This is a genomic window from Enterovibrio gelatinilyticus, assembly GCF_028683095.1.
Taxonomy (GTDB): Bacteria; Pseudomonadota; Gammaproteobacteria; order Enterobacterales; family Vibrionaceae; genus Enterovibrio; species Enterovibrio gelatinilyticus.
Map to the genome: position 1 here is coordinate 49157 of NZ_JAJUBC010000018.1, position 23127 is coordinate 72283.

A 23127-nucleotide genomic window follows, 5' to 3' on the forward strand; every position below is an offset into this window, starting at 1 on the left:
TTGGTCACTCCTCTAAAAAAAAGTGACAATCTCATCTTTGCGTTACTTGATATATTGATTATTTACAGCAACTTATGTTTGTGCATATATTTGTGTCTCACTGTCGATACGGACATACAAAAACCTTCACATCACAATGATATTTATATTAATTATCTATATTGATTAGTGTTAACTAATCAGACACTTGTGTGCTATTCCCTATATTCTACTCGCAACAATACCTTTTCTCTCTTTGCACTTTTGCTTTCTGTTACTAGGAGAATATTAGACGTTAAGAGGGAGGGATCTGAGGCTCAGTGATCAATGCTTGATGACTGATGTCGTGTGAATACAATTTGGTAAATCGGCTGGGCGGGCAACAAGGGTGTAGACGCTTGCTCGATATACTCATCGAATCCTTTACGATAAAAAGGAGATAAAGGGTGACCACTCTGACCACCAGGCAACGTCAGGATGCCATTAACTTCGTCTCCCGGTTGAACAATTAACCGCTGCGACGCGCCAAAACTTTGGCCCTGGACAGCTGGCATATACCTATCACCAAACCCTGGTGCTTTAGGCATATCCAATAACGAGCTCAATAGTGGAATTTGTCGGCTAAATGGATGCTGAACGTTTAACTGGTTTACATCGCCCCATCGAAGCGCCTGAAGGGAGCCGTCAACATGGTCCGTCATTTTCAGCATGAGATCGTCGCGCATTTTCTCATACGTATCGGCAAAAAATACGTCCCAATCACCCTGACCATTGGGAAGCCAACTTTCCGGTTTTTCTGAAACCAACTGCCAGAGTGCAGGCTCCAATTGCCGCTCTAACACACCCAAGCTGAGATCACTTTTTGCCAGTTGCGTTTCTAGTGGCGCAAAAAGCGAATCCATTAACGCATCTCGATATTTTCTTACAAGGGTATAACCCACAGAGTCAGCACATGCACAGCGTTGCCAATTCTCGACCTCCTTAATATCTTCGGCAAAGCGAGCCGTATCTTTTTGCAGCACGGCCAGTAAAACGGTATGCCAGCGGTCAAGAAAATATGCTTCGTTATCCAATTGAATGCGATAGAAATCTTCAGGGTCAAAAAGATCTTTCTCAAACAAACGCTGCTTAATTTGAGCGCTGCGAGCCCCCAATGCATATCCTCCATTACCAAATCGCGCATCTTGTTTTGTACTAACGACTCGACTATTTCCTGTCCAAACCATTGAGCGTTTGGGGTTCACCACAAACGGGACATCTTTCGCTTGGTTATGCCATGCCAGATCATATTGGGAGGCAGGTAGTGGCCTTTGTGCAGGCATACGCCTGTCAGGGATCGCACCTGTCGCTTGCCATCCAATGTTGCCTTCTTTGTCCGCCACCACCATGTTTTGCACGGGTATACCCGCGTCTTTACACGCGGATAATGCCGCGTCTACCGTTTCTGATGTTTCTAAATTCAGCAGATTCAAATTAACGGCATACTTTTGATAAGCCACCCAAGACAGTGCATATTTTTTCCCTCCCAAGATGGTAACAGGCCCAATTTCACTCATTTCAAGGAGGTACTTATGGTTACCTTGCTTAGTTGGAATATCTTCCAAGACAAAAGTGGTTTTATCTTCGGCTCCCAACTCATACCAGTCGGCCGTATCCATATACCCATTAGTAAATCCCCATGCGATATGACCATTCGCGCCGACAACTACGGCGGGCGCACCCGGCAATGTGACACCTGTTATTTGGAGAGGTTTTCCGTCTTGTTGATAATTGAGTTGGGCCCGATACCAAATTACGGGAACATTAATACCTAGATGCATATCATCAGATAGCATCGCTAGCCCATTACGAGTCAGCGAACCTCCTACGGCCCAGTTGTTACTGCCAACAAGCGGGGACTCATCAATATCATGAACCAGTGCGGCACTAACGCTTTGAGTTGGTAGTAAAGGAATGTCGACTTTTTTTAGTTCGAACCGACTGCCATCTAAAGCGGCTTGGTATTTACTGGGCTGTGACAAAAAAGCCACCATTTCGGGTCCAAAATGGTTCTCAATCACACCAAAGGTAAGGTCACGCTTTAAGCTTCGTCCTTGCAAATCAAGGTACATACTAAATATTACGAGCAGTGAATCTTCAGGCAACCATGGCTCACGATCAGTTTGGGTGACCAGATATTCAAACGATGGGAAAGTGGAATGAGACACCGCATCATTAACCCCTTTCGCATACGCTTCAAGCTGTTGGCGATGCTGACTAGGTAATTGATTCACAATGTCACGACTGCGTTTTCGAAAAAGATGAAAACGCGTTAATTCATCACGTGGAAGAGCCGCTATACCAAAAAATTCAGATAACTCCCCCGCCGCATTTCGCCTGAGCAAATCCATTTGGAAAAAGCGATCCTGGCCGTGTGCATAACCCAACGCATAAGATGCATCCGCTCGATTTTGGGCAACAACAATAGCCGTGCCTAAGTCATCACGTTGTAAATAAGTGGTATCAGAGAGAACATCAACCGTCGACACGCCGGTTAATGCAGGAAGACTGAGAGCAAGTGCTCCGTAAACCAACGCAGTAGCGAGAAGAGCAAGCAAAATCACAGCGGTAAAAAAAAACTTGATGACTTTTAACATGCCCCTCCCTGGTTGTTGGCCAATGCACCATATGCAAAAGCATAACCGTGCAAATCTGTACACTGAACGTTATCCGATAATGCTAACGCGTGCCCAGAGAAAACCGCTCAATAATTAGGCTCATTTGTTACAGAGATCGCCAAAAGACAGCGCTTTCGCTGTCAATTATGTTTGTTTGCCTAACTTTACAAACAAAAGATCAATGGCAGTGTATACCCACTCTGTTACCTTCACTGTCCTCTATATGCGCATAAAACCCAGAATCGCCTATCTGGGTTTTAGGGTGTAAAACAGCGCTCTCTGCCACACGCGCTATCACATCGTCGATGCTATTAACGTTAAAATAGATCACAGTGGATGAAGAACCAGGAGAACAGTCTGCACTTTGTATAAGCGTCCCGGTTGCACCATAAGCGTTGCCCTCTTCGACAGGAAACCAAGCCATCTGTGTGCCGCCCATTTCCTTGCGAGCCAGACTCACTCCAAGCGCATTTTCATAAAACGTAATCGCACGCTCTATATCAGTCACAGCAATTTCAAACCATCCTACAGGATTCATTGTTACCTCTTTGATTTGTTAAGGATTTATACCCGTACATCAAGGTATTATCCGATCTTGTTATCAGTAACATTAGTCCAATATAGTTTTCGACGAGACAAAAATACAAACGCCCCCAGTAAATGGAGGCGTTTTATTAGCGTTAAGACAGTCTAATTACAAGTGCTCACCACGACGAAGTGCATCAATGCGCTTATCCAGCGGTGGGTGAGTCATGAACAGTTCGCTCAAAGACTTTTTGCCATTGATACCAAACGCCATCATAGAACCTTCTAAGCGGCTTTCATGGCTCACTTTTAGCCTTTCTAGCGCCGCGATCATCTTCTCTTTACCCACCAAATGGGCAGATCCTGCGTCCGCTTTGAATTCGCGATGACGACTAAACCACATGGTCAGAATGCTCGCCAACATACCAAAAACGATTTCTAGCGCTGATGACACAAGGAAGTAAGTGATAAAGCTACCACCGCTCTCCCCTTCTTCGTCGTTATTATTCATGCCGCTAATTGCACCTGCAATCAAACGAGAAATAAAGATAACGAAGGTATTCACCACACCTTGCATTAACGTCATGGTGATCATGTCACCATTTGCTATGTGGCTAATTTCATGAGCGAGAACTGCTTCTGCTTCATCGCGTGTCATGTTTTCCAACAAGCCACTCGATACAGCAACCAGAGAGTCATCGCGCTTGGCGCCCGTTGCGAATGCGTTGATATCATCTGAGTAATAGATAGCCACAGTCGGCATACCAATGCCTACTGTCTGTGCTTGGCGACTCACTGTGTTCATCAACCAATGCTCAGTTTCATTGCGTGGATGCTCGATGACCTGACCGCCTACAGAGCGCAGTGCCATTGATTTCGACATAAAGAGTGAAATCAACGAGCCACCGAAACCAAACAGAGCTGCCATCACAAGTAAACCTGACAAACTGCCTGGTTGCATGCCAGTCACGGCATAAACGATATTCAGCACAATGCTGAATACGAAAAGAACCGCTAGGTTGGTTAACAAAAATAAAGATATGCGTTTCATTACTGAATTTGTCTCCGAATGATTGAAGCGCTATGGGTGTGATAGTAGGGTCAAACTGTCGAAAAACAAGCCTGCGTAGCAAATTCAAACGTAAATTATTGTAACGGGCTGCTTATGCTATTTTTAAAAAAGGATAGTGAACGGTCTAGGTTTCAAGACGAAATTAGACTTTGGTCGAGTTGAAATAATAGCCAATCAAGAATAATGTGTGTTCAAAAGGTGAGTGCCTCATTTGATGCGTTTAAGTGCTCCATAGTGAGTGCGTTTCTAAGGAGAGAAAACAATGGCTGACAAAGAAAATTATCGCGTCGCAATCGATATCCTTTGCTGTCACTTAGGGATGAGCTTCGACGAAGCTTGTGCTGAGCTAGGACTCGCCGATGACGAGAACCAAAAGATTAAACAAATTTCAGATGTGCAGGAGTCTTTGATGGGACTGCTGTCAGAAGACAAATAATTCGAAATTGATCATGACTTACCACGTGTAATGTCATCGGAATTTTGACTAGAACGTTTAAAAAGCCAGCTAACGCTGGCTTTTTTCATGCTGACAGCAGGTAACAGCCCTTAGCCTGGCGAGAACACTTAAACAGGCGACAATCCTAGTGGACTAATGTCGATATAGCCGCTTAAATCTCTCGACTTAATGGCAGGCATGTAAGGGATCTCCCCCAATTTAGGAGCGCCCAAGTGATGCTCCAATGTCTTTACAATGTCGCTGTAGTGCTCTGTTCCTGGATTGACTCTGTTAGCCACCCATCCAACAATTTCTAGCCCATCTCGTCGAACGGCTTCTGCCGTTAAATAGGCATGGTTCAAGCAACCAAGTTTTATCCCTACAACCAAAATAACAGGCAATTTCTCTTGCCCAACCCAATCTGCCAACGTGCTGTCGTAACTCACAGGTACTCGCCAGCCACCCGCACCTTCAACTAACGTAAAATCAGCTTTGGTTTGGATGTTCTTCAACCCTCGGCTCAACTGAGCAAAATCCACAGTGGTATTTTCTAGCTCTGCTGCAATATGCGGTGAACAGGCAGCATGCAAAAGGCTTGGATTAACTTCTTCATAGTCCACATCAACCGTCGTGCATTCACGAAGACGAATGGCATCTGAATTCATCGGTCCATCTTCAGTTTCTTTACTGCCCGCTGCTACGGGTTTGTAACCAACCACGCTATAGCCTGCTTTCGCGACTGCTTGCATGATGGCCATTGAAGCCACAGTCTTTCCTACTTCAGTGTCTGTGCCTGTCACGAAATAGCTTTTAGTCATTCTTTATCGCTCCAAAGCAAACTTGATAGGTTGCGGGTACGATTCCTTCACTTAACTGAAATTGTCTGTATGCATTCTCTAGTGCCATAAAGGTTCGCTTGCCAACCAATCCCGCCTCTCTACCCTCTGATAAATGTGTTGCGCCAATACCTTTGAGGTCTTTCATTAGCGCCAGTGCAGACGGATATCTCTCCGTTAACGTTTGGCATTCTATGTGGTGATTTACGATGCCAGCTTGCGCAAGCGCAATATTTATCTGGTTTGGCGTTAGAAAAGTATTCACGTGTTGACGCGCATCAATTTCACACCATGCTTGCTTCAGTTCGTACAGCGAACCGTCAAGCAAGGTCGAAAACAATATAGTCCCACCAGGTTTTACGACCCGTCTCATTTCACGTAATGGAACAGAAAGATCATTGCACCATTGCAAAGCCAAAGATGTGAACACCAAATCCACACTGTCATCAGCAAGCGGAAGTGATTCTGCATCACCAGAAAGGTACTGTAGCGTATTGCCACACCTTACTCTGGCCTGTTCTAACATTTTCTCTGATAGGTCCAGCGCAATGACATGAGCGCCTTTAAGCGCTATTTTTTCGCTGAAGTAGCCCGTCCCACAGCCTAAATCGAGGACAGTCTTATTCTGCCACTCCGATACTTGAGCCATGAGTTCATGACCCACTCGACGCTGGAAAGCAGCACTTTTATCGTAGGTCGTGGCCGCGCGGCTGAACGCGTCTTTAATAGCGGATTTTTCTTCACTCTCCAAGAGAGAAGCCTCGAGTTGAAATGATACTGCTTGGCTCATTCGCCCTCCTCAATACAACGACGGAGTAAAACGGCGAGGTCTTTTACCTGCGTTTCAGATTGATTTACCGATAAAGTGATTCGAAGACGTGCTGTGTTTACGGGTACGGTGGGTGGACGAATCGCCCCAGTTAAAAATCCATCCTTTTTTAGATTGGATGCGACCAACTGCATTTTTTCGACGTCCCCAAGTACAACAGGTTTGATTGGCGTTATGGTGTCTACCACCTCTGTACAGTTTTTTAATTCGTTGTGAAAGCAATCAGACAATGCAGATAGCTTTTCACGACGCCAAGATTGCGTGCGAATCATCGAGAGAGTATGAGAAAGCGCATGTGCCTGAGCGGGCGGCATAGCGGTTGAGTAAACGTAATGCCGAGCAAATTGAGTGAAGTAATCATGGACCTGTTCACTGCACAACACTGCCGCACCCATCATTCCAAACGCCTTTCCAAAGGTGACAACCAAAATATCAGGCTTCACATTGGCAAGGTGCGCACTTCCTTGCCCTTCGTCGCCCAACACACCCACACCATGTGCATCATCAACCATTAACCACGCATCATGCTCATCGCATGCAGCTCTTATTTCTGCCAACGGAGACAAGTCTCCATCCATGCTAAATACACCCTCTGTCACCACAAAGCGCGCTGGTGTTTGCTCATTGGCCTGAAGCAGTGACTTGAGTTTATTGATGTTGTTGTGAGGAAAGCGCTGCATTTTTGCGTCACACAGCATCCCAGCTTCCATCAACGACGCATGATTCAGTTTGTCTTGCAGTAAAACATCTTGTTTCTCAAGCAACGAAAAAATCACCGCTTGATTAGCCGAAAAGCCGCTGTTAAACAAGAGTGCACGCTCAAAACCCAACCAATCGCACAACGTATGTTCTAGATGTTGATGAGCGCGGGTAAACCCCGTCACTAATGGTGATGCTGTGCTGCCCGCACCAAATTGCTCCAAACCGTCTTGCCACGCTTTGATCACGGAAGGATCGTGCGCCAACCCCAAATAGTCATTGCCTGAGAAATTCACGTAAGGCTGGTTATCGGTGTCAAAGAGCTTTCCATCTTGATGATGGAAAGCGCTGACGTTTCGGAGCAATTTCTGCTGGCGACGCGTATCGAGCTTTTGCTCGATACGTCGTTGTAGATGACTGTCTTGACGCATAATGGTTTACGCGCTCTTAGACGTTGGCTTCGTAGAAAAGATCGTCTTTATTTGGACGAGAAGCCACGCGTTCAGCCACTTGAGATAGCAACGCTTCTTCTTGAATTTCATCTGGTTTTTGTACGGCCTGCTCACGGTTGATACCCAGCTTTTTGAACAATTGCATATCTGCATCTTCATCTGGGTTAGGGGTGGTAAGCAGCTTACAGCCGTAGAAAATAGAATTAGCACCCGCCATAAAGCACAACGTTTGCATTTGTTCATTCATATTTTCGCGCCCTGCCGATAAACGAACCGCAGATTCCGGCATGATGATGCGAGCAACAGCAATAATGCGGACGAAATCGAACGGGTCAACATCTTCGACTTCTTCTAACGGCGTGCCTTTCACCTTAACCAACATGTTAATTGGCACACTTTCAGGGTGATGCGGTAAATTAGCCAATTCCACCAGCAGGCCTGCACGATCGCGGGCATTTTCGCCCAATCCGATGATCCCGCCAGAACACACTTTCATGCCCGCGTCGCGAACATGTGAAAGCGTATCTAAACGGTCTTGGTAGGTGCGAGTTGTAATCACATTGCCATAGTATTCTGGGGAGGTATCAAGGTTGTGGTTGTAGTAGTCGAGACCCGCTACCGCCAATTCATCCGCTTGATCAGGCGTCAACATGCCAAGTGTCATGCAAGTTTCAAGACCCATGCCTTTCACGCCTTGAATCATTTCTTTCAGGTAAGGCATGTCACGAGCTTTCGGATTCTTCCACGCCGCGCCCATGCAAAAACGTGTCGCGCCAGAGTGTTTTGCTTTTTCTGCGGCATCAAGCACACGTTCTACTTCGAGCAGACGCTCTTTTTCCACATCAGTGCGATAATGCGCGCTTTGAGGGCAGTATTTGCAATCCTCAGGGCAAGCTCCAGTTTTAATCGACAACAATGTGCTGACCTGAACATGATTGAGCGCTTGATACTGTCGGTGAACCTGTTGTGCTTCAAACATCAGATCCATAAACGGTTTTTCAAAAAGGGCCTGTACTTCTTCGACAGTCCAGTTATGGCGAACTTCCACCTGTATTACCTCAACTTGATTAAATAACGCGTATACCCAGCAACCTGCCAATCTCTATTCGCTTGTCCTGTTATATCGATGTCATTTGGAGATTGATGACTTGTTCAGTGTAAGGTCTACCCTTACAATGTCAACATTGACAACAATGCATGGTTTACAACTGGACATTATTTGAACATGGACTTAGCTTTTGATCGTGACCATATATGGCACCCTTATACGTCAACCCTTAACCCATTAACCTGCTATCCGGTCTCTCGTGCGGAAGGCATGTACTTGTATTTGGAAGATGGCACACAGCTTCTCGATGGTATGTCTTCTTGGTGGGCAGCAATTCACGGCTACAATCACCCTGTTTTAAATCAAGCCATTACAGAGCAAGTGGGTAAAATGTCGCACGTTATGTTTGGTGGCATCACGCACGACCCCGCCATCAATTTGTGCAAAAAACTGGTCGAGATGACACCCGCACCACTAGAAAAAGTGTTCCTGTGCGACTCAGGATCCATATCAGTGGAAGTCGCCTTAAAAATGGCGCTGCAATATTGGCACGCCAAGGGCAAGCCAAAGTCGACCTTCTTAACCCTACGTCACGGTTATCACGGCGACAGTTTTGCAGCGATGTCTGTCACTGACCCAGATAACTCAATGCATAAACTGTATAAAGGCTTCCTACCCGAACACATTTTTGCAGACTCTCCTGAATGCGGTTTCCATGATGAGTGGAATGAGTCAGACATCACCGATTTCAAAACAAAACTCGAAGCCAATCTCGAGAATATTGCCGCCGTGATCTTAGAACCCATCGTGCAAGGTGCAGGTGGAATGCGTATCTACCACCCAACCTACCTAAAGCGCGTTCGAGAGCTTTGCGATGAACATGGCGTTTTGCTCATTTGTGACGAGATAGCCACAGGCTTTGGACGAACAGGAAAACGCTTTGCTTGTGAACATGCCGGGATTTCGCCCGACATTATGTGCTTAGGAAAAGCGTTAACTGGGGGTTACATGACAATGGCAGCGACAGTCACCACCAAACATGTTGCCGACACGGTATGTAGTGGTGAAGCTGGCTGCTTTATGCACGGCCCCACATTTATGGGAAATCCGCTTGCCAGTGCGGTTGCCAATGCAAGTTTGTCGCTACTGCTAGAAACGCCGTGGCAAGAAAAAGTGCTAGGTATCGAGCACCATCTTTCGCAATTGCTTCCTCAACTTCGCCACCTAGATTGCGTGAAGGACGTGCGTTGGTTGGGTGCGATTGGCGTGGTAGAAACCTATGACAGCGTTAATGTATCAACCATTCAAGAACACTTTGTTAAATCAGGAGTTTGGATCCGCCCTTTCGGTCGACTCATTTACATCATGCCCCCATATGACATGACCGAAGCACAGCTAAAGCAACTTATTGATGCTATTAACAACGCCTTGGTGGACCTAATGTGATCGACAAGTGCTTTCTCCCCGTAAATTTGAATACGATTTATGGAGGTAAAAATGCAATTAGGTCTATTTCCACTACCCCTGTTTCTTTTGCCCGAAGGTGTAAGCCGATTGCGCATTTTTGAGCCTCGCTATGTGAGGCTTGTAAAAGAATCAATGAAAGATAATCAAGGATTCGTGTTGGCAATGAAAGAAGGTGATTCGCTTTGTTCCTTCGGTACCCACGTTAAGATCATCGATTTCGAAACCTTGCCTGATGGTCTGCTTGGGGTGACCATCAAAGGGATAAAGCGTGTGAAACTGTCGAACATAGGGCAAGAAGCAGATGGACTTTGGGTGGCAGACGCAGAAGCATTACCCACCTGGGAAGCCAGCAGAGAACATCCAGACTTTCTCGGTGACGCACTGTTAGCACTGTTTGAAGCACACCCAGAACACGCCGCTCAATATGGTTCTGAACGACACTTTGATGACCTGAACTGGGTATGCCAACGATGGCTAGAGGTGCTGCCTCTCGCCAATAATCAAAGACAATGGTTTATTGCCCAAACCGATCTCGAAGAAGCCAAACAGTTCATCTCTGTTTTATTAAAAGAAGAAAATATTCGAGAAGAGTGATCCATTTTTTGATGCGGTTCGTTATGTAAGTCATGATTCTATTTGCAATTTTAGGATTCAATCATCATGGAATTGGTCGAAGGCACATATACTAGGAAATCAATAAACAGTCCGAGTAGTAAAAACACTATGTCAGCAAACTCTCCGGAACATCTGGCTGAATTACTTCATCGTGTCGCGGAAGACAGAGATCAGTCCGCTTATGCTGCTTTGTTCAAGCATTTCGCTCCAAAGGTGAAGTCCTACGGACTTAGGCACTTGCGAGCCGATGGGCAAGCCCTTGAGCTGGTTCAAGAAACCATGCTTTTGGTGTGGCGTAAAGCTCACCTATATAATGGTGCAAAAGGTGGCGCATCCACTTGGATATTCACTATTATGCGTAACGTGAGCTTCGACATGCTTCGTAAAGTGAAGAGTAATCGCGAAGACTGCTTGAGTGGTGATATTTGGCCACTCATTGACGGAGAGTCCGGCGACCAAGAAGACGATGCACTTCAAAATCAATTACAGACTCAGCTTTTTTCGTATATTGATTTACTCCCTGATCTTCAAAAGCAAGTGGTGCAGGGTGTTTACATCAAGCAACTTACCCACCAAGAACTTGCCGATCAACTTAATGTCCCCTTAGGCACGATAAAATCACGCCTGCGTTTGGGGTTGCAAAAACTGCGCACTCATTTGGAGGTGAATGATGATTAAGTATCACCCGGCCGACGAACTTCTAATCGCTCACGCTGCGGGTACACTCCCCGCTTCAATGTCAATTGCAGTCGCAGCACACAGTGAAATGTGTGAGGTTTGCGCAAAGAAACTTGTAGCATTTGAAAATCAAGCGGCAGAATTGGCTTTCAGTGCACCGCAACAAGACGATGAGAAGCAAGAGATAGAAAATGATGAATTTGAAGCCATGATGGCCTCCATCATGAGCGATGAGCAATTGCCAATTACTCTAGTCTCCGCTTCACCAGAAGCAAATATCGATGTGGCTGGCGAGCGTTACACACTCCCAACTGCATTGCGTCGTTATCATCATTTGGGCTGGAGCAGTATTGGTGCAATAAGCCGAGCACGTTTGCCATTGAATGAAGGTAACACTCACGCCAGCTTACTTCACATTGGGATGAATGGCGGAGTGCCGAGCCACACACACAAAGGCATAGAAGTGACACTGCTGCTCAGTGGTCAGTTTGAAGATGAACATGACCAATATGTACCCGGTGATTTCATCCTTTTGGACAGTGAAAATCATCATACGCCGCAGACCCGTGATGGCTGTTTATGTTACACGGTGGCTGATGCACCATTGCACTTTACTAAAGGCGTTAGCCAGATACTGAACGCGGTAGGACGTGTTATTTATTAGTCATCTGAATATGTTATAAGCATTCAATACCTGCAAAGAAAGCACCTTATCTGAGGTGCTTTTTTTTTGGCCTGCTTACAATAACCATACAATAATAGCGACAATATTTTACATCGTAGATTAATTATTGTTCACCACAAAATCATGAGTTGATATAAAAATAAAAGATTATGATCTAATTATCACTTTACAGAGCACTCATTCACCTGATTTAATCCTAACGCTAACCACTCGTTAACAGCTTTCCCGACACCCAAATGTTTATCATTAACGTTTGGACGGCTTGGGTTTTATAACCAAGTAACCAGAAACTGATGGTTACTCAGGTAAACACAGTGAAGTGAGATAAAAATGAAGCAAATATCCTCCCCTCTTTCTCGCATGACCAATTCAAGTCTGGTGCTCCAGATCTTGATCGGTATTATTGCGGGTGTTGTTCTGGCGAGCATTTCACCAGACAGTGCAAAAGCCGTTGGCTTTCTAGGTGGCCTTTTCGTCAGCGCACTAAAAGCTGTCGCACCCATCCTTGTCTTTGTCCTCGTGGCTGCTTCAATTGCAAACCAGCGTAAAGGTCAAAACACGCACTTGCGTCCCATTGTCGCGCTCTACCTTGTCGGTACATTTGCAGCAGCGATCACAGCCGTTACCATGAGTTTTATTTTCCCTACCATGCTGACGTTGACTGCATCTACAGCAGCAATTTCTCCGCCGGAAGGTATTGCTCAAGTTATCTCAACATTGCTTTTCAATGTGGTCGATAACCCAATTAACGCACTGATGACAGGTAATTTCATTGGTATTTTGGCGTGGGCAATCGGTTTAGGTATCGCATTGCATCATGCGTCAGAAACCACCAAAACCGTATTCGGAGACGTTGCGGAGAGTGTATCGTTCATCGTACGTTTTATTATTAAACTTGCTCCGATTGGTATTTTTGGCCTTGTGGCAAATACCTTCGCAGAGACAGGATTCGAAGCCCTGATCGGTTACGCGCATCTGTTAAGCGTACTTCTGGGCAGCATGGCATTTATCGCACTGGTCATAAACCCGCTCATCGTTTACGTTAAAACACGCACGAACCCTTATCCGTTGGTATTCCAATGCCTACGAGAAAGTGGCGTAACCGCATTCTTCACTCGCAGCTCAGCAGCGAACATTCCAGTCAACTTGCAGCTTTGTAACAAGCTGAAATTGGATGAAGACACTTACTCGGTCTCCATTCCACTTGGCGCTACCATTAACATGGGTGGTGCGGCGATTACCATTACCGTACTGACGCTAGCGGCCGTTCACACTCTTGGTATTCAAGTAGATTTAGCCACAGCCATACTACTAAGCATTGTCGCCGCTATCTCTGCTTGCGGCGCATCAGGTGTCGCTGGTGGCTCACTACTCCTGATCCCACTAGCATGTAATCTATTTGGCATCCCAAGTGATATCGCCATGCAAGTTGTTGCTGTCGGTTTCATTATTGGTGTGGTTCAAGATTCGGCAGAAACTGCATTGAACAGTTCAACCGATGTTGTCTTCACTGCCGCGGCTTGCCGAGCGGTTGAGATGAAAGCAATGCAAGAAAAAATCGCCAAATAAAATACACTGACTACGAGAAAGGCGCTTCGGCGCCTTTTTTCCTTTTTCTCCCTTCAGCTCCTCGTTTTCCCAAACAACCCACAATCCCAACATTGATTGCTCATCCCACCAGCATTCTGTCTATCATGGTTTACACAGCGTTGTAGACGTCTAGACTGATAGCTTTCTTTTTTTGGCGGTTATCCTATATAATCCCGCCTCATTTTTGTGAAGCACATCAACAAAAGCATTCAAGTTCGTGTCAGGTGTTGCACTAAAGCACTCTGGCACCAAGGGTTATCTATGAATTTTTCAGCGAAAACTGTCGTTATCATTGCGATTGGCGCGGCACTTTATGGTATTGGCGGTTTGCCCATGTTTGGTATTCCCGTATTCGCCAATACAACGCTAAAACCAGCAATGGCTATCCTTGCACTTTTCTCTGTGCTCTTTGGTCCCGGCGTTGGCTTCTTTGTCGGTTTTATCGGTCACTGGGTTACCGACCTTTTCGCAGGATGGGGCGTATGGCTCACTTGGGTATTGGGTTCTGGCATTGTGGGTATGGTCATCGGCTTCTTTCCTATGCTCACTAAGAATCGTCTTAAATATGGCCGTTTCCCAACGATAGATATCGTACTTTTCTCACTGCTCGCTTTATTGGGCAATGTATTGGGTTATGGCTGTTCAGCATTTTTGGACACCTTGTTATACGCAGAACCCTTTACCAAGGTATTTATTCAGCTCTGTATTATTGCCGCAGGTAACGCTTTGTTGGTCACTGTTGTGGGGTATTTCATTCTGCAATCCGTAGCCAAACGCAACAGCCAGTACCGTAATTTGGAAGAGGCTTAAGCGCCAATATGTCCATCGAATTTAAGAACTTTACCTTTCGCTACGATGCATTAGTCAATCCGACACTTAAAGGCATCAACCTTCGTATTGAAAAGGGCGAAAAAGTCCTCATCATTGGCCCTAGCGGCAGCGGTAAATCCACGCTGGGTCAATGTATTAATGGACTCATCCCACATGCTATTGAAGGCCACATTCACGGCGAGTTGCTGATTGATGGCAAAAACAGCCAAAAGATGTCTTTGGTGGAATACACAGAGAAAGTCGGCACCGTTTTGCAAGACACTGACAGCCAATTTGTTGGTCTCAGTGTGGGAGAAGACATTGCCTTCGCATTGGAAAACCAATGTGTCTCAGTGGCTGACATGTACCCTTTGGTCAAGGCTACGGCCAAAATGGTCGACTTAGAAACGCTACTCAACCATGCGCCACATGATTTATCTGGCGGTCAAAAGCAGCGTGTATCGCTCGCTGGCATCTTGGTTGATGACGTTGATGTGTTGCTGTTTGACGAACCGTTAGCGGCGCTCGACCCTAAAACGGGCAAACGCACGATTGAGATCATCGATCAATTGCACCGTGACACTGGTAAAACCATCATCATCATTGAGCATCGCCTTGAAGATGTCCTGACACACACCGTCGATCGCGTGATCTTGATGGATAATGGTTCCATTGTCGCTGACACCACGCCAAATGCCATTTTGATGTCAGGTTTACTTCACGAGCACGGTATTCGCCAACCTCTGTATCTTTCAGCATTGAAACACGCAGGTTGTCATCTTTCGGAATCTGATAATCCTGCTTATCTCAACTTGCTTGATGTTGACCAGTTTGCAACACCTTTGCTGCAATGGGCAGAGGAATATACGCCTAACGACGGGCAGCCAGACGCCGAGCCACTATTAAACATTGAAGGGCTAACCTATTCATACGATGGCGAAAAGAATGCGTTGGAAGACGTATCATTTTCAGTCAATCGCGGTGAAATCGTGTCTGTTCTTGGTAAGAATGGTTCAGGAAAATCCACCATCACCAAACTCATTATGGGCGTGCTCGAACCTGACTCTGGCACGATCTGTTTTAATGGTGAAGATTTCAGCCAACTTTCAATTTTCGAGCGTAGCAAGAAAGTTGGTGTCGTCATGCAAAACCCAAATCATATGATTTCTCATCATATGATCATGGACGAAGTGAGTTTTGGCCTTAAAAATCTAGGCCTCAGCGAAGAAGACATCGAGCAGCGTGCGCTAAACGCTCTCGAACTCTGTGGATTAAGTAAATATCGTCATTGGCCTATTGATGCATTGAGTTATGGCCAGAAAAAACGCGTAACCATTGCGTCAATTTTGGTGATGGAGCCAGAATTGCTGGTTCTTGATGAGCCCACAGCAGGTCAGGATTATCGTAATTACAGCGCAATGCTTTCTTTCATTCAGCGCCTAAACAAAGAACGTGGCATCACCGTTATGATCATCTCGCACGACATGCATTTGGTGCTCGAATACACGACTCGCTCAATTGTGATCGCCGACAGCAAGTTAATTGCCGATGCGCCAATGACCTCCGTTTTCAGTCAACCCAATCTGCTTGACCAAGCAAACCTTGCTACAACCAGCCTCTATCAGATCGCTGACCGAGTAGGAATCAAAGACATCAACGGATTTATGCAGCAATTCATTCAAACTGAGAGCAATACCAAATGAAAGCGTCGAAGATGAAGTTTGGTATCAACTACATTGATACAAACTCCCCTCTGCATGCACTCAATGGCATCACCAAGTTCGCCTTGTTCATGGCATGGGTAACGGTTGTGCTTACCACCTTCGATTTGCGCATCATTTTAAGCATGGTCGCACTTGGCTTGGCGCTGCTTAACATGACGGGCGTTGCTTTTCGGGTGTATAAGCCGCTTTTGCTCGGCACGTTGAGCGTACTCAGCATGAATGCCGTATTCATGTTTATTGTTGCGCCACAACAGGGTCCAGAGTGGATTGGAACAACCACGCCTCTAGTTTCGTTACCGGGTAACTATTCACTAACACAAGAAACACTGTTCTACCTGTGTACCGTGACACTGAAGTATTTCAGTATGTTCCCTATTGCGTTGGTGTTTGTCTTTACCACCCATCCAACCGAGTTCGCCTCAAGCCTGAATCGTATTGGTGTTCCTTACAAAATCGCTTATGCCGTTAGCCTTACATTGCGCTATTTGCCTGAAGTGAAGAATGACTTTGTGAATATCATGCACGCGCAACAAGCTCGTGGCGTTGATTTCTCGAAAAATGCACCGCTTATGGAACGATTTAGAGGTGTGGCGAAAATTCTTATTCCACTCATTTTCTCAAGCCTTGATCGAGCAGATGAAATATCCAACGCCATGACGCTACGTGGATTTGGCAGAAACCCAAAACGAACTTGGTATCACTCTCGCCCTCTAACAGCCAAAGATGGTATTGCGCTAGCTGTTATTGCGCTATTGGTGGCGCTAGCGATTTTCAAACGTTCTTCAGAAGCAGCGACTATCTGGTATCCGTTTTAGCAACGTTTTTCAAACGCCAGTGTTAACGAGATGAGGCGCAGGATATATAAGTTACCGTTAGGAATAAGTCACCAGTCTCGGGACTCGACTCTTACAAAAAAGGAGCGCCATGCGCTCCTTTTTCTTTGACACTTAAACCACTTAAACCACTTAAACCAAGATTAGCCTTCTAGAACCTTCATTAACAAATAGCCGTCATACATCGCACGCTTAACCAACGCCGCGCCGGGCATCGTCGCTTGCGTGTAAAAATAACTCTCTTCTATTATTAGATTCTCACAGTAGTGCGGCAAAGCCTGATTCAACACTCTTTCCATAATGGCAGGATAAAGCACAGACTTTGCGCGGTTGAACTCTCCACCAATTAACACTCGCTGTGGGTTAAACAAATTCACCATGATCGCGATAGCTTGCCCAAGGTTATGACCTAACTCGGTGATAATCTGTTGCGCGACGCCATCACCTTCTAACGCAGCATCACAAATACTGTCGATGGTCAGTGGCTTATTGTGCAATACACTTTCATGGCCTTGATCAAGGAGAGTCTGCGTGTCATCCAATACTGCTTGCAGGCTAGCAACCGTTTCCAAGCAACCGTTGTTTCCACAAAAACAACGCTTACCAAACGGTTTGATTTGTATATGCCCTAGTTCACCAATGTTGCCAACTTGTCCTTCCAGAACCTTTCCGTCGAGCATAATGCCGGCGCCGAGCCCATGATGAATAGAAATGAGTATGGCATTATCAACGTCACGTGCATTACCGAACAGTTTTTCGGCTAGTGCCCAAGAGCGTGTGTCGTTGCCGATGAATACTGGCAACCCTGTTGCACGATGTATTGCCGCTCCCAGCGGCATATTATGTACATCATAATGCGGCATTTGAATCACAATGCCTTGCGTGCTGTTTACCAGCCCAGGAAGCGAAACAGCAATAGAAGTAACACGGTCAACAATCTTTGAATGTGTTGAAAAAAACTGATTAATGTACTGTTGAATCAGTTCAATGAGCACATCCTGATCGAGCACGAGAATGTCATGGCGCTCCTCCACGAGGATGTCGCCACCTAACTCATGCAAAGCAAGGGTCAAATAGCCACGACCAAGACGAATAGACAGGAACTGCCAGCCTTCATTATCCAACACCAAGCCAATGGCAGGTCGCCCACGGCTGCCAGGCTCTCCGTATTCAGTCTCTTTGACAAGATGAGCATCAATGAGCTCACGGGTTATTTTGGTAATGCTTGCAGGCGCTAATTGGCTGCGTTTAGAAAGCTCAATTCGAGAGATAGGCCCAAGTTGATCGATCAGCTTATAAACCGCCCCAGCATTGTTGCGCTTGATGTGATCTATGTGTCCTGGTTGGGCGAGAATCATCCCACTTTCCCTATAAAATTCATTAACAGTGAATTTTTTTACTTTGCGAAGTAATTGTGAAGCTTCATAGTTAGATGTCGTGATACACATCACGAGCTATTTGTCTCATCCCAAATAAATCAGCATCTGACACTAAAAATCAATGATTTAAATGTATGTCATTCTGTAAGTAATGCATCAAATTATTTCTTCCCAAGACAGGTGCTAGGGAAACTGCCATAATCTTGCACCACATGAAAATCTGATTGTTGAAGCGGTATGTACAACGTCAACGAAATATTTGAAACCATTCAAGGAGAAGGGACCTTTACGGGTGTGCCTTCCGTATTCGTTCGCCTTCAAGGCTGCCCTGTAGGCTGCCCGTGGTGCGACACACGCCAAACGTGGGATACGCTCCCAAACGATGAGCGAGATTTTGGAACTGTCCTAGCGAAAACCGGCGACAGTCCAACTTGGTCACAGGTGTCAGCTGACACTATTCTTGCTCACTTAGCGAAAAGTTACACTGCAAAACATGTGGTTATCACCGGCGGGGAACCGTGTATTTTTGATCTCATCCCCCTAACCTCACGCCTTGAATCGGCAGGTTATCGATGCCAAATCGAAACCAGCGGCACTTACGCAATCAAAGCGACCAAGGACACATGGGTGACGGTATCGCCTAAAATCAACATGCGCGGAAAACTTCCGGTGTTGGTAGAAGCGCTAGAGAGAGCCAATGAGATCAAGCACCCTGTCGGGACAGAATCTGATATTGAAAAGCTTGATACATTGCTTGATGGAATTAATTTGAGTAATAAAGAAATTGCACTGCAACCCATTAGCCAGAAGCCAAGAGCTACCGAACTTTGCATAAAAACATGCATTCAACGCAACTGGCGCTTGTCGATTCAGACACATAAGTACTTAGATATCGCCTGATTCAACCCAGAAACTCTCGACGTTGTGTCAAACTCACCAACAATCTAAACAAAAAGGGCCCTCAGGCCCTTTTTCGTTTTCCATTCCACATCGCATCTACACGTTATATCGTGAATGTGGCTCAGAATGGCGTGTTATTCACCGGTGTAAATACAACCTGCAGTACACGTTTCTTTGATCATCACTTTACTTAGGCAAGACAAAGACGGTTTCAGTTCATCCCAAATCCACTTTGCTAACACTTCACTGGTCGGGTTCTCCAACCCTTCAATATCGTTCAAGTAATAGTGGTCGAGACGATCATAAATTGGCTTAAAAGCCTCTTTGATCTCAGAAAAATCAATGACCCAGCCAGTATAAGGGTCAACCTCACCCGCGACATAGATACGCACAAGGAACGAATGACCGTGCAATCGACCACATTTATGACCTTCTGGGACATGTGGGAGATGGTGGGCCGCTTCAAACATGAATTCTTTAAACAGTTCGGTGTGCATTTTGTACGTTCCTGTGATCGATAATGGCATACCCAAATAATCGCACTTGGGTATCACTTGCGGGGGCGATGCTACTTAATATTTGAGCCCAGCTCAAATTGAATCACTGCCAATAGCCCCTTGTCGTTCCCGAAATGACACATTTAGGTTGCTATCCCCTCTTTCCGCACCAATGATCCACACTGTATTCGCTTAGATTTTCTCCGAACAGTACGGGCAAGCAATCCACGTAAATCAAGTATCTTGAGGTAGTTTGGCGATAAAGGTAAACTTGCCTGCTTAAGCGCGAATTATCCTAGCCTGATGACACGATTTGTCAGGCATTCTTCAACGGAGTTAGATGCAAATTATGAACTATATGCCTGTAGCAGACGTCCTGCGCGGCAAAACGGCAGTCGACACAGAAGTCACTGTCCGTGGTTGGATCCGCACCCGTCGTGATTCAAAAGCCGGTATCTCTTTCCTCGCCATTTATGACGGCTCTTGTTTTGATCCAATTCAGGCTGTTGTTTCTAATGAGCTGAATAATTATAAAGAAGATGTACTGCGTCTTACCACAGGCTGCTCTGTTGAAGTGACAGGTAAAGTTGTTGAAAGCCCAGGACAAGGTCAAGCATTTGAACTTCAAGCAACTGACGTAAAAGTCGTTGGCTGGGTTGAAGATGCTGATACTTACCCAATGGCAAAAACTCGTCACTCTATTGAGTACTTACGCGAAGTTGCTCACCTGCGCCCACGTACCAACGTGATTGGTTCAGTTGCACGTGTTCGTAACTGCCTGTCTCAAGCGATTCACCGTTTCTACCATGAGCAAGGTTACTTCTGGGTTTCTGCGCCACTTATCACGGCTTCTGATGCAGAAGGCGCGGGTGAAATGTTCCGAGTTTCTACACTGGACATGGAAAACCTACCTCGCACAGACGAAGGTAAAGTGGATTTCAACGAAGACTTCTTCGGTAAAGAAACTTTCCTAACCGTTTCAGGTCAGCTGAACGCAGAAGCGTATGCATGTGCTTTGAGCAAAGTTTACACTTTCGGCCCAACGTTCCGTGCTGAAAACTCAAACACCAGCCGCCACCTAGCGGAATTCTGGATGGTTGAGCCAGAAGTGGCGTTTGCAGATTTGAACGATGTAGCAAAACTGGCTGAAGACATGCTGAAGTATGTATTCAAAGCAGTACTTGAAGAACGTCGTGATGACCTTGAATTCTTTGCTCAGCGCATCGACAAAGAAGCGATCACGCGTCTAGAGAAATTCGTTGACTCTGATTTTGCGCAAGTGGATTACACCGACGCAATCGACATCTTGCTTCAATCAGGCCAAACGTTTGAGAACCCAGTTGAATGGGGTATCGACTTGGCATCTGAGCACGAGCGTTTCCTTGCAGAGAAACACTTCCAAGCGCCTGTTATAGTGAAAAACTACCCGAAAGACATCAAAGCATTCTACATGCGCTTGAATGACGACGGTAAAACAGTAGCGGCAATGGATGTACTTGCACCAGGTATCGGTGAAATCATTGGTGGTGCTCAGCGTGAAGAGCGTCTAGACGTTCTAGATTCACGTATGCGCGCAATGAACATCGACCCTGAGCACATGAGCTGGTATCGCGATCTTCGTCGCTACGGCACCGTACCACACGCTGGTTTCGGTCTAGGCTTTGAGCGTCTGGTTTCTTACGTAACAGGTATGGGCAACGTTCGTGACGTTATTCCATTCCCACGTACGCCACGCAGTGCAAACTTCTAATTTTTTGCATCGCTGATACGTTCTAATTATGTTTCGAAAGACCGCTGTTGTTATTAGCGGTCTTTTTTTATGTAATTTTCCCTCAAAACGCCCCTCTCAGCCCACATCGTCTATTTCAATGCACTTTCCACACGCTGATAGATGATAAAAGTACGATTCAGAATCATTCTTCCTTAGAGATACAAGCAACCTGACGAACACAGGACTCCGCGCGAAACCTGTCGAAAAGGTCAATAAGAACATGATTCCAACGGTTGCTAAAAAATGTGCGATTGATCGCGCGAATAGACAGATACAAAGAACAATAAAATTTCAGGAAATTTCGGTTTTATTACAACGGATCAAAATGGTATAAACAAAGGTAGTTCCCTTTACTAACGCCATGGATGAATGAGATGTTTGAAAAAATAGCTGCAGCCCCTGCCGACCCTATTCTAGGTCTTACTGAAGAATTCAAAGCAGATACACGCGCCGAGAAAATCAACTTGGGCGTCGGTATTTACAAGGATGAATCCGGTAATACACCTGTTTTAGCTACCGTTAAGAAAGCCGAAGCGTTTCTACTTGAAAGTGAAACCACAAAATCTTACCTAAGCATCCCAGGTACGCCTGAATATGGTTTAGCCGTACAAAAGCTGCTGTTTGGTAACGATGCATCTCTTATTGCAGATAAACGCGCACAAACAGCACAAGCACCAGGCGGTACAGGCGCACTGCGTGTGGCGGCGGAATTTATCAAGCGTCAACTTGGCGATGTAAAAGTATGGGTGAGTAACCCGACATGGGCGAACCACAACGGTGTATTTGCTGCGGCTGGCTTGGAAGTGGCATCTTACGGCTACTACAACGCAGAAACTAAAGACATGGATTTTGCAGCGATGCTGACAGATCTACAAACCGCAAGCGAAGGTGATGTGGTTCTTCTGCACGGCTGCTGCCATAACCCTACCGGTATCGACCCAGATGCCGCGCAGTGGCAACAACTGGCTGCACTGTGTAATGAGAAAAACCTACTCCCAATGTTCGACTTTGCCTACCAAGGTTTTGCGTCGGGCGTTGAAGAAGATGCAGCAGGCCTTCGCATTTTTGCTGATGCATGTTCAGAGCTTTTAGTTGCGAGCTCTTTCTCGAAAAACTTTGGCTTGTACAACGAACGTGTAGGCGCATTCACCATCGTTGGTAAAAACGCTGCTGAAACCGCAACCGCGTTTAGCCAAGTGAAAAGCATTGCACGCGTTATCTACTCTAACCCACCAGCGCATGGTGCTGCAGTTGTGACAGCGATCCTAAACGACGCTGCCTTGCGTGCAGAGTGGGAACAAGAAGTCGCGGATATGCGTGTTCGCATTCAAGAAATGCGCGAGCTATTCGTTGCTACCTTGAAAGAAGAAGGCGTGGAAGGTGATTTCAGCTTTATTCAACGCCAAAACGGCATGTTCTCTTTCTCTGGTCTAAACAAAGAACAAGTGACACGCCTGAAAGAAGAATTCGGTGTGTACATCGTAGGCTCTGGCCGTATCAGTGTTGCCGGCATGATGCGCTCTAACATGGGTCCACTGTGTAAAGCTATCGCTGCGGTTCTTAAATAATCATCGCACTAACCTCTAATAAAAAAGCGCCTTTCGGCGCTTTTTTTGTTTCTATTCCGGTTAATGGAAACCTATCT

General features: G+C 45.9%; 21 protein-coding genes. 12 read left to right on the forward strand and 9 right to left on the reverse strand.

Going from position 1 to position 23127, the window contains the following annotated elements:
- Nucleotides 1–296: 296 nt before the first annotated feature.
- The 3 genes from LRP50_RS15650 to htpX all read right to left on the reverse strand — a co-directional run bounded on the left by LRP50_RS15650 (nucleotide 297) and on the right by htpX (nucleotide 4212).
- Nucleotides 297–2615 carry a penicillin acylase family protein gene (locus LRP50_RS15650; protein WP_274165394.1) on the reverse strand — a complete coding sequence of 773 codons (2319 nt, stop codon included), beginning with the start codon at nucleotides 2613–2615 and terminating at the stop codon, nucleotides 297–299.
- A gap of 199 nt (nucleotides 2616–2814) precedes the next feature.
- Entirely contained in the window at nucleotides 2815–3174 is a 360-nt protein-coding gene (locus tag LRP50_RS15655) for a VOC family protein (RefSeq protein WP_274165395.1), read from the reverse strand.
- Nucleotides 3175–3330: 156 nt separating this feature from the next.
- Nucleotides 3331–4212, reverse strand: a complete 882-nt coding sequence (gene htpX / locus LRP50_RS15660) for a protease HtpX (RefSeq protein ID WP_274165396.1) — start codon at nucleotides 4210–4212, stop codon at nucleotides 3331–3333.
- A gap of 283 nt (nucleotides 4213–4495) precedes the next feature.
- On the opposite strand from htpX, the gene LRP50_RS15665 reads away from it, so the two are divergent.
- Nucleotides 4496–4669: a hypothetical protein gene (locus LRP50_RS15665; protein WP_028025297.1), complete on the forward strand. Its 174-nt coding sequence runs from the start codon at nucleotides 4496–4498 to the stop codon at nucleotides 4667–4669.
- Between the two features lie 128 nt (nucleotides 4670–4797).
- On the opposite strand, the gene bioD is transcribed toward LRP50_RS15665, so the two are convergent.
- The 4 genes from bioD to bioB are packed head-to-tail and all read right to left on the reverse strand — an operon-like array spanning nucleotide 4798 to nucleotide 8533.
- A complete protein-coding gene (gene bioD / locus LRP50_RS15670; RefSeq protein ID WP_274165397.1) occupies nucleotides 4798–5487 on the reverse strand; it encodes a dethiobiotin synthase in 690 nt (229 codons plus the stop codon).
- Nucleotides 5480–6295 (reverse strand): malonyl-ACP O-methyltransferase BioC, encoded by an 816-nt coding sequence (gene bioC / locus LRP50_RS15675; protein WP_274165398.1) that lies wholly within the window; start codon nucleotides 6293–6295, stop codon nucleotides 5480–5482. The genes bioD and bioC overlap by 8 nt, the downstream gene beginning before the upstream one ends.
- The gene (gene bioF, locus LRP50_RS15680) at nucleotides 6292–7464 is read right to left on the reverse strand and encodes an 8-amino-7-oxononanoate synthase (RefSeq protein WP_274165399.1); all 1173 of its coding nucleotides are present in this window, start codon (nucleotides 7462–7464) and stop codon (nucleotides 6292–6294) included. The genes bioC and bioF overlap by 4 nt, the downstream gene beginning before the upstream one ends.
- Nucleotides 7465–7480: 16 nt before the next feature.
- The gene (gene bioB, locus LRP50_RS15685) at nucleotides 7481–8533 is read right to left on the reverse strand and encodes a biotin synthase BioB (RefSeq protein ID WP_274165400.1); all 1053 of its coding nucleotides are present in this window, start codon (nucleotides 8531–8533) and stop codon (nucleotides 7481–7483) included.
- Between the two features lie 177 nt (nucleotides 8534–8710).
- On the opposite strand from bioB, the gene bioA reads away from it, so the two are divergent.
- The 8 genes from bioA (at nucleotide 8711) to LRP50_RS15725 (ending at nucleotide 16917) form a co-directional block, all read left to right on the forward strand.
- Nucleotides 8711–9979, forward strand: a complete 1269-nt coding sequence (bioA, locus tag LRP50_RS15690) for an adenosylmethionine--8-amino-7-oxononanoate transaminase (RefSeq protein ID WP_274165401.1) — start codon at nucleotides 8711–8713, stop codon at nucleotides 9977–9979.
- Nucleotides 9980–10030: 51 nt separating this feature from the next.
- A complete protein-coding gene (locus LRP50_RS15695; protein ID WP_274165402.1) occupies nucleotides 10031–10594 on the forward strand; it encodes an LON peptidase substrate-binding domain-containing protein in 564 nt (187 codons plus the stop codon).
- Nucleotides 10595–10660: 66 nt separating this feature from the next.
- The gene (locus LRP50_RS15700; protein WP_274165403.1) at nucleotides 10661–11293 is read left to right on the forward strand and encodes a sigma-70 family RNA polymerase sigma factor; all 633 of its coding nucleotides are present in this window, start codon (nucleotides 10661–10663) and stop codon (nucleotides 11291–11293) included.
- The gene (locus tag LRP50_RS15705; protein ID WP_337992920.1) at nucleotides 11286–11957 is read left to right on the forward strand and encodes a ChrR family anti-sigma-E factor; all 672 of its coding nucleotides are present in this window, start codon (nucleotides 11286–11288) and stop codon (nucleotides 11955–11957) included. The genes LRP50_RS15700 and LRP50_RS15705 overlap by 8 nt, the downstream gene beginning before the upstream one ends.
- A gap of 351 nt (nucleotides 11958–12308) precedes the next feature.
- Nucleotides 12309–13547, forward strand: coding sequence for a serine/threonine transporter SstT (gene sstT, locus LRP50_RS15710; RefSeq protein ID WP_274165405.1), 1239 nt, complete (start codon nucleotides 12309–12311; stop codon nucleotides 13545–13547).
- 282 nt (nucleotides 13548–13829) lie between these two features.
- Nucleotides 13830–14378, forward strand: a complete 549-nt coding sequence (locus tag LRP50_RS15715; protein ID WP_274165406.1) for an ECF-type riboflavin transporter substrate-binding protein — start codon at nucleotides 13830–13832, stop codon at nucleotides 14376–14378.
- A gap of 8 nt (nucleotides 14379–14386) precedes the next feature.
- Nucleotides 14387–16081 carry an ABC transporter ATP-binding protein gene (locus LRP50_RS15720; protein ID WP_274165407.1) on the forward strand — a complete coding sequence of 565 codons (1695 nt, stop codon included), beginning with the start codon at nucleotides 14387–14389 and terminating at the stop codon, nucleotides 16079–16081.
- Nucleotides 16078–16917, forward strand: coding sequence for an energy-coupling factor transporter transmembrane component T family protein (locus LRP50_RS15725; RefSeq protein ID WP_274165408.1), 840 nt, complete (start codon nucleotides 16078–16080; stop codon nucleotides 16915–16917). The genes LRP50_RS15720 and LRP50_RS15725 overlap by 4 nt, the downstream gene beginning before the upstream one ends.
- 161 nt (nucleotides 16918–17078) lie before the next feature.
- Here the strand turns inward: LRP50_RS15725 and mlc are convergent, their stop codons facing one another.
- Nucleotides 17079–18293: a sugar metabolism global transcriptional regulator Mlc gene (gene mlc / locus LRP50_RS15730; protein ID WP_274165409.1), complete on the reverse strand. Its 1215-nt coding sequence runs from the start codon at nucleotides 18291–18293 to the stop codon at nucleotides 17079–17081.
- Between the two features lie 258 nt (nucleotides 18294–18551).
- Between mlc and queE the strand changes: the two genes are divergently transcribed.
- On the forward strand, nucleotides 18552–19214 hold the full coding sequence (gene queE, locus LRP50_RS15735; RefSeq protein WP_274165410.1) for a 7-carboxy-7-deazaguanine synthase QueE: 663 nt from the start codon (nucleotides 18552–18554) through the stop codon (nucleotides 19212–19214).
- A 134-nt stretch (nucleotides 19215–19348) separates the two neighbouring features.
- On the opposite strand, the gene queD is transcribed toward queE, so the two are convergent.
- Entirely contained in the window at nucleotides 19349–19711 is a 363-nt protein-coding gene (queD, locus tag LRP50_RS15740) for a 6-carboxytetrahydropterin synthase QueD (RefSeq protein ID WP_274165411.1), read from the reverse strand.
- A gap of 349 nt (nucleotides 19712–20060) precedes the next feature.
- Here queD and asnS point away from each other — a divergent pair, with 349 nt between their 5' ends.
- Together asnS and LRP50_RS15750 are read left to right on the forward strand one after the other, a co-directional pair.
- Nucleotides 20061–21461: an asparagine--tRNA ligase gene (gene asnS, locus LRP50_RS15745; protein ID WP_274165451.1), complete on the forward strand. Its 1401-nt coding sequence runs from the start codon at nucleotides 20061–20063 to the stop codon at nucleotides 21459–21461.
- 395 nt (nucleotides 21462–21856) lie between these two features.
- Nucleotides 21857–23050: an amino acid aminotransferase gene (locus tag LRP50_RS15750; protein WP_274165412.1), complete on the forward strand. Its 1194-nt coding sequence runs from the start codon at nucleotides 21857–21859 to the stop codon at nucleotides 23048–23050.
- Nucleotides 23051–23127 lie beyond the last annotated feature (77 nt).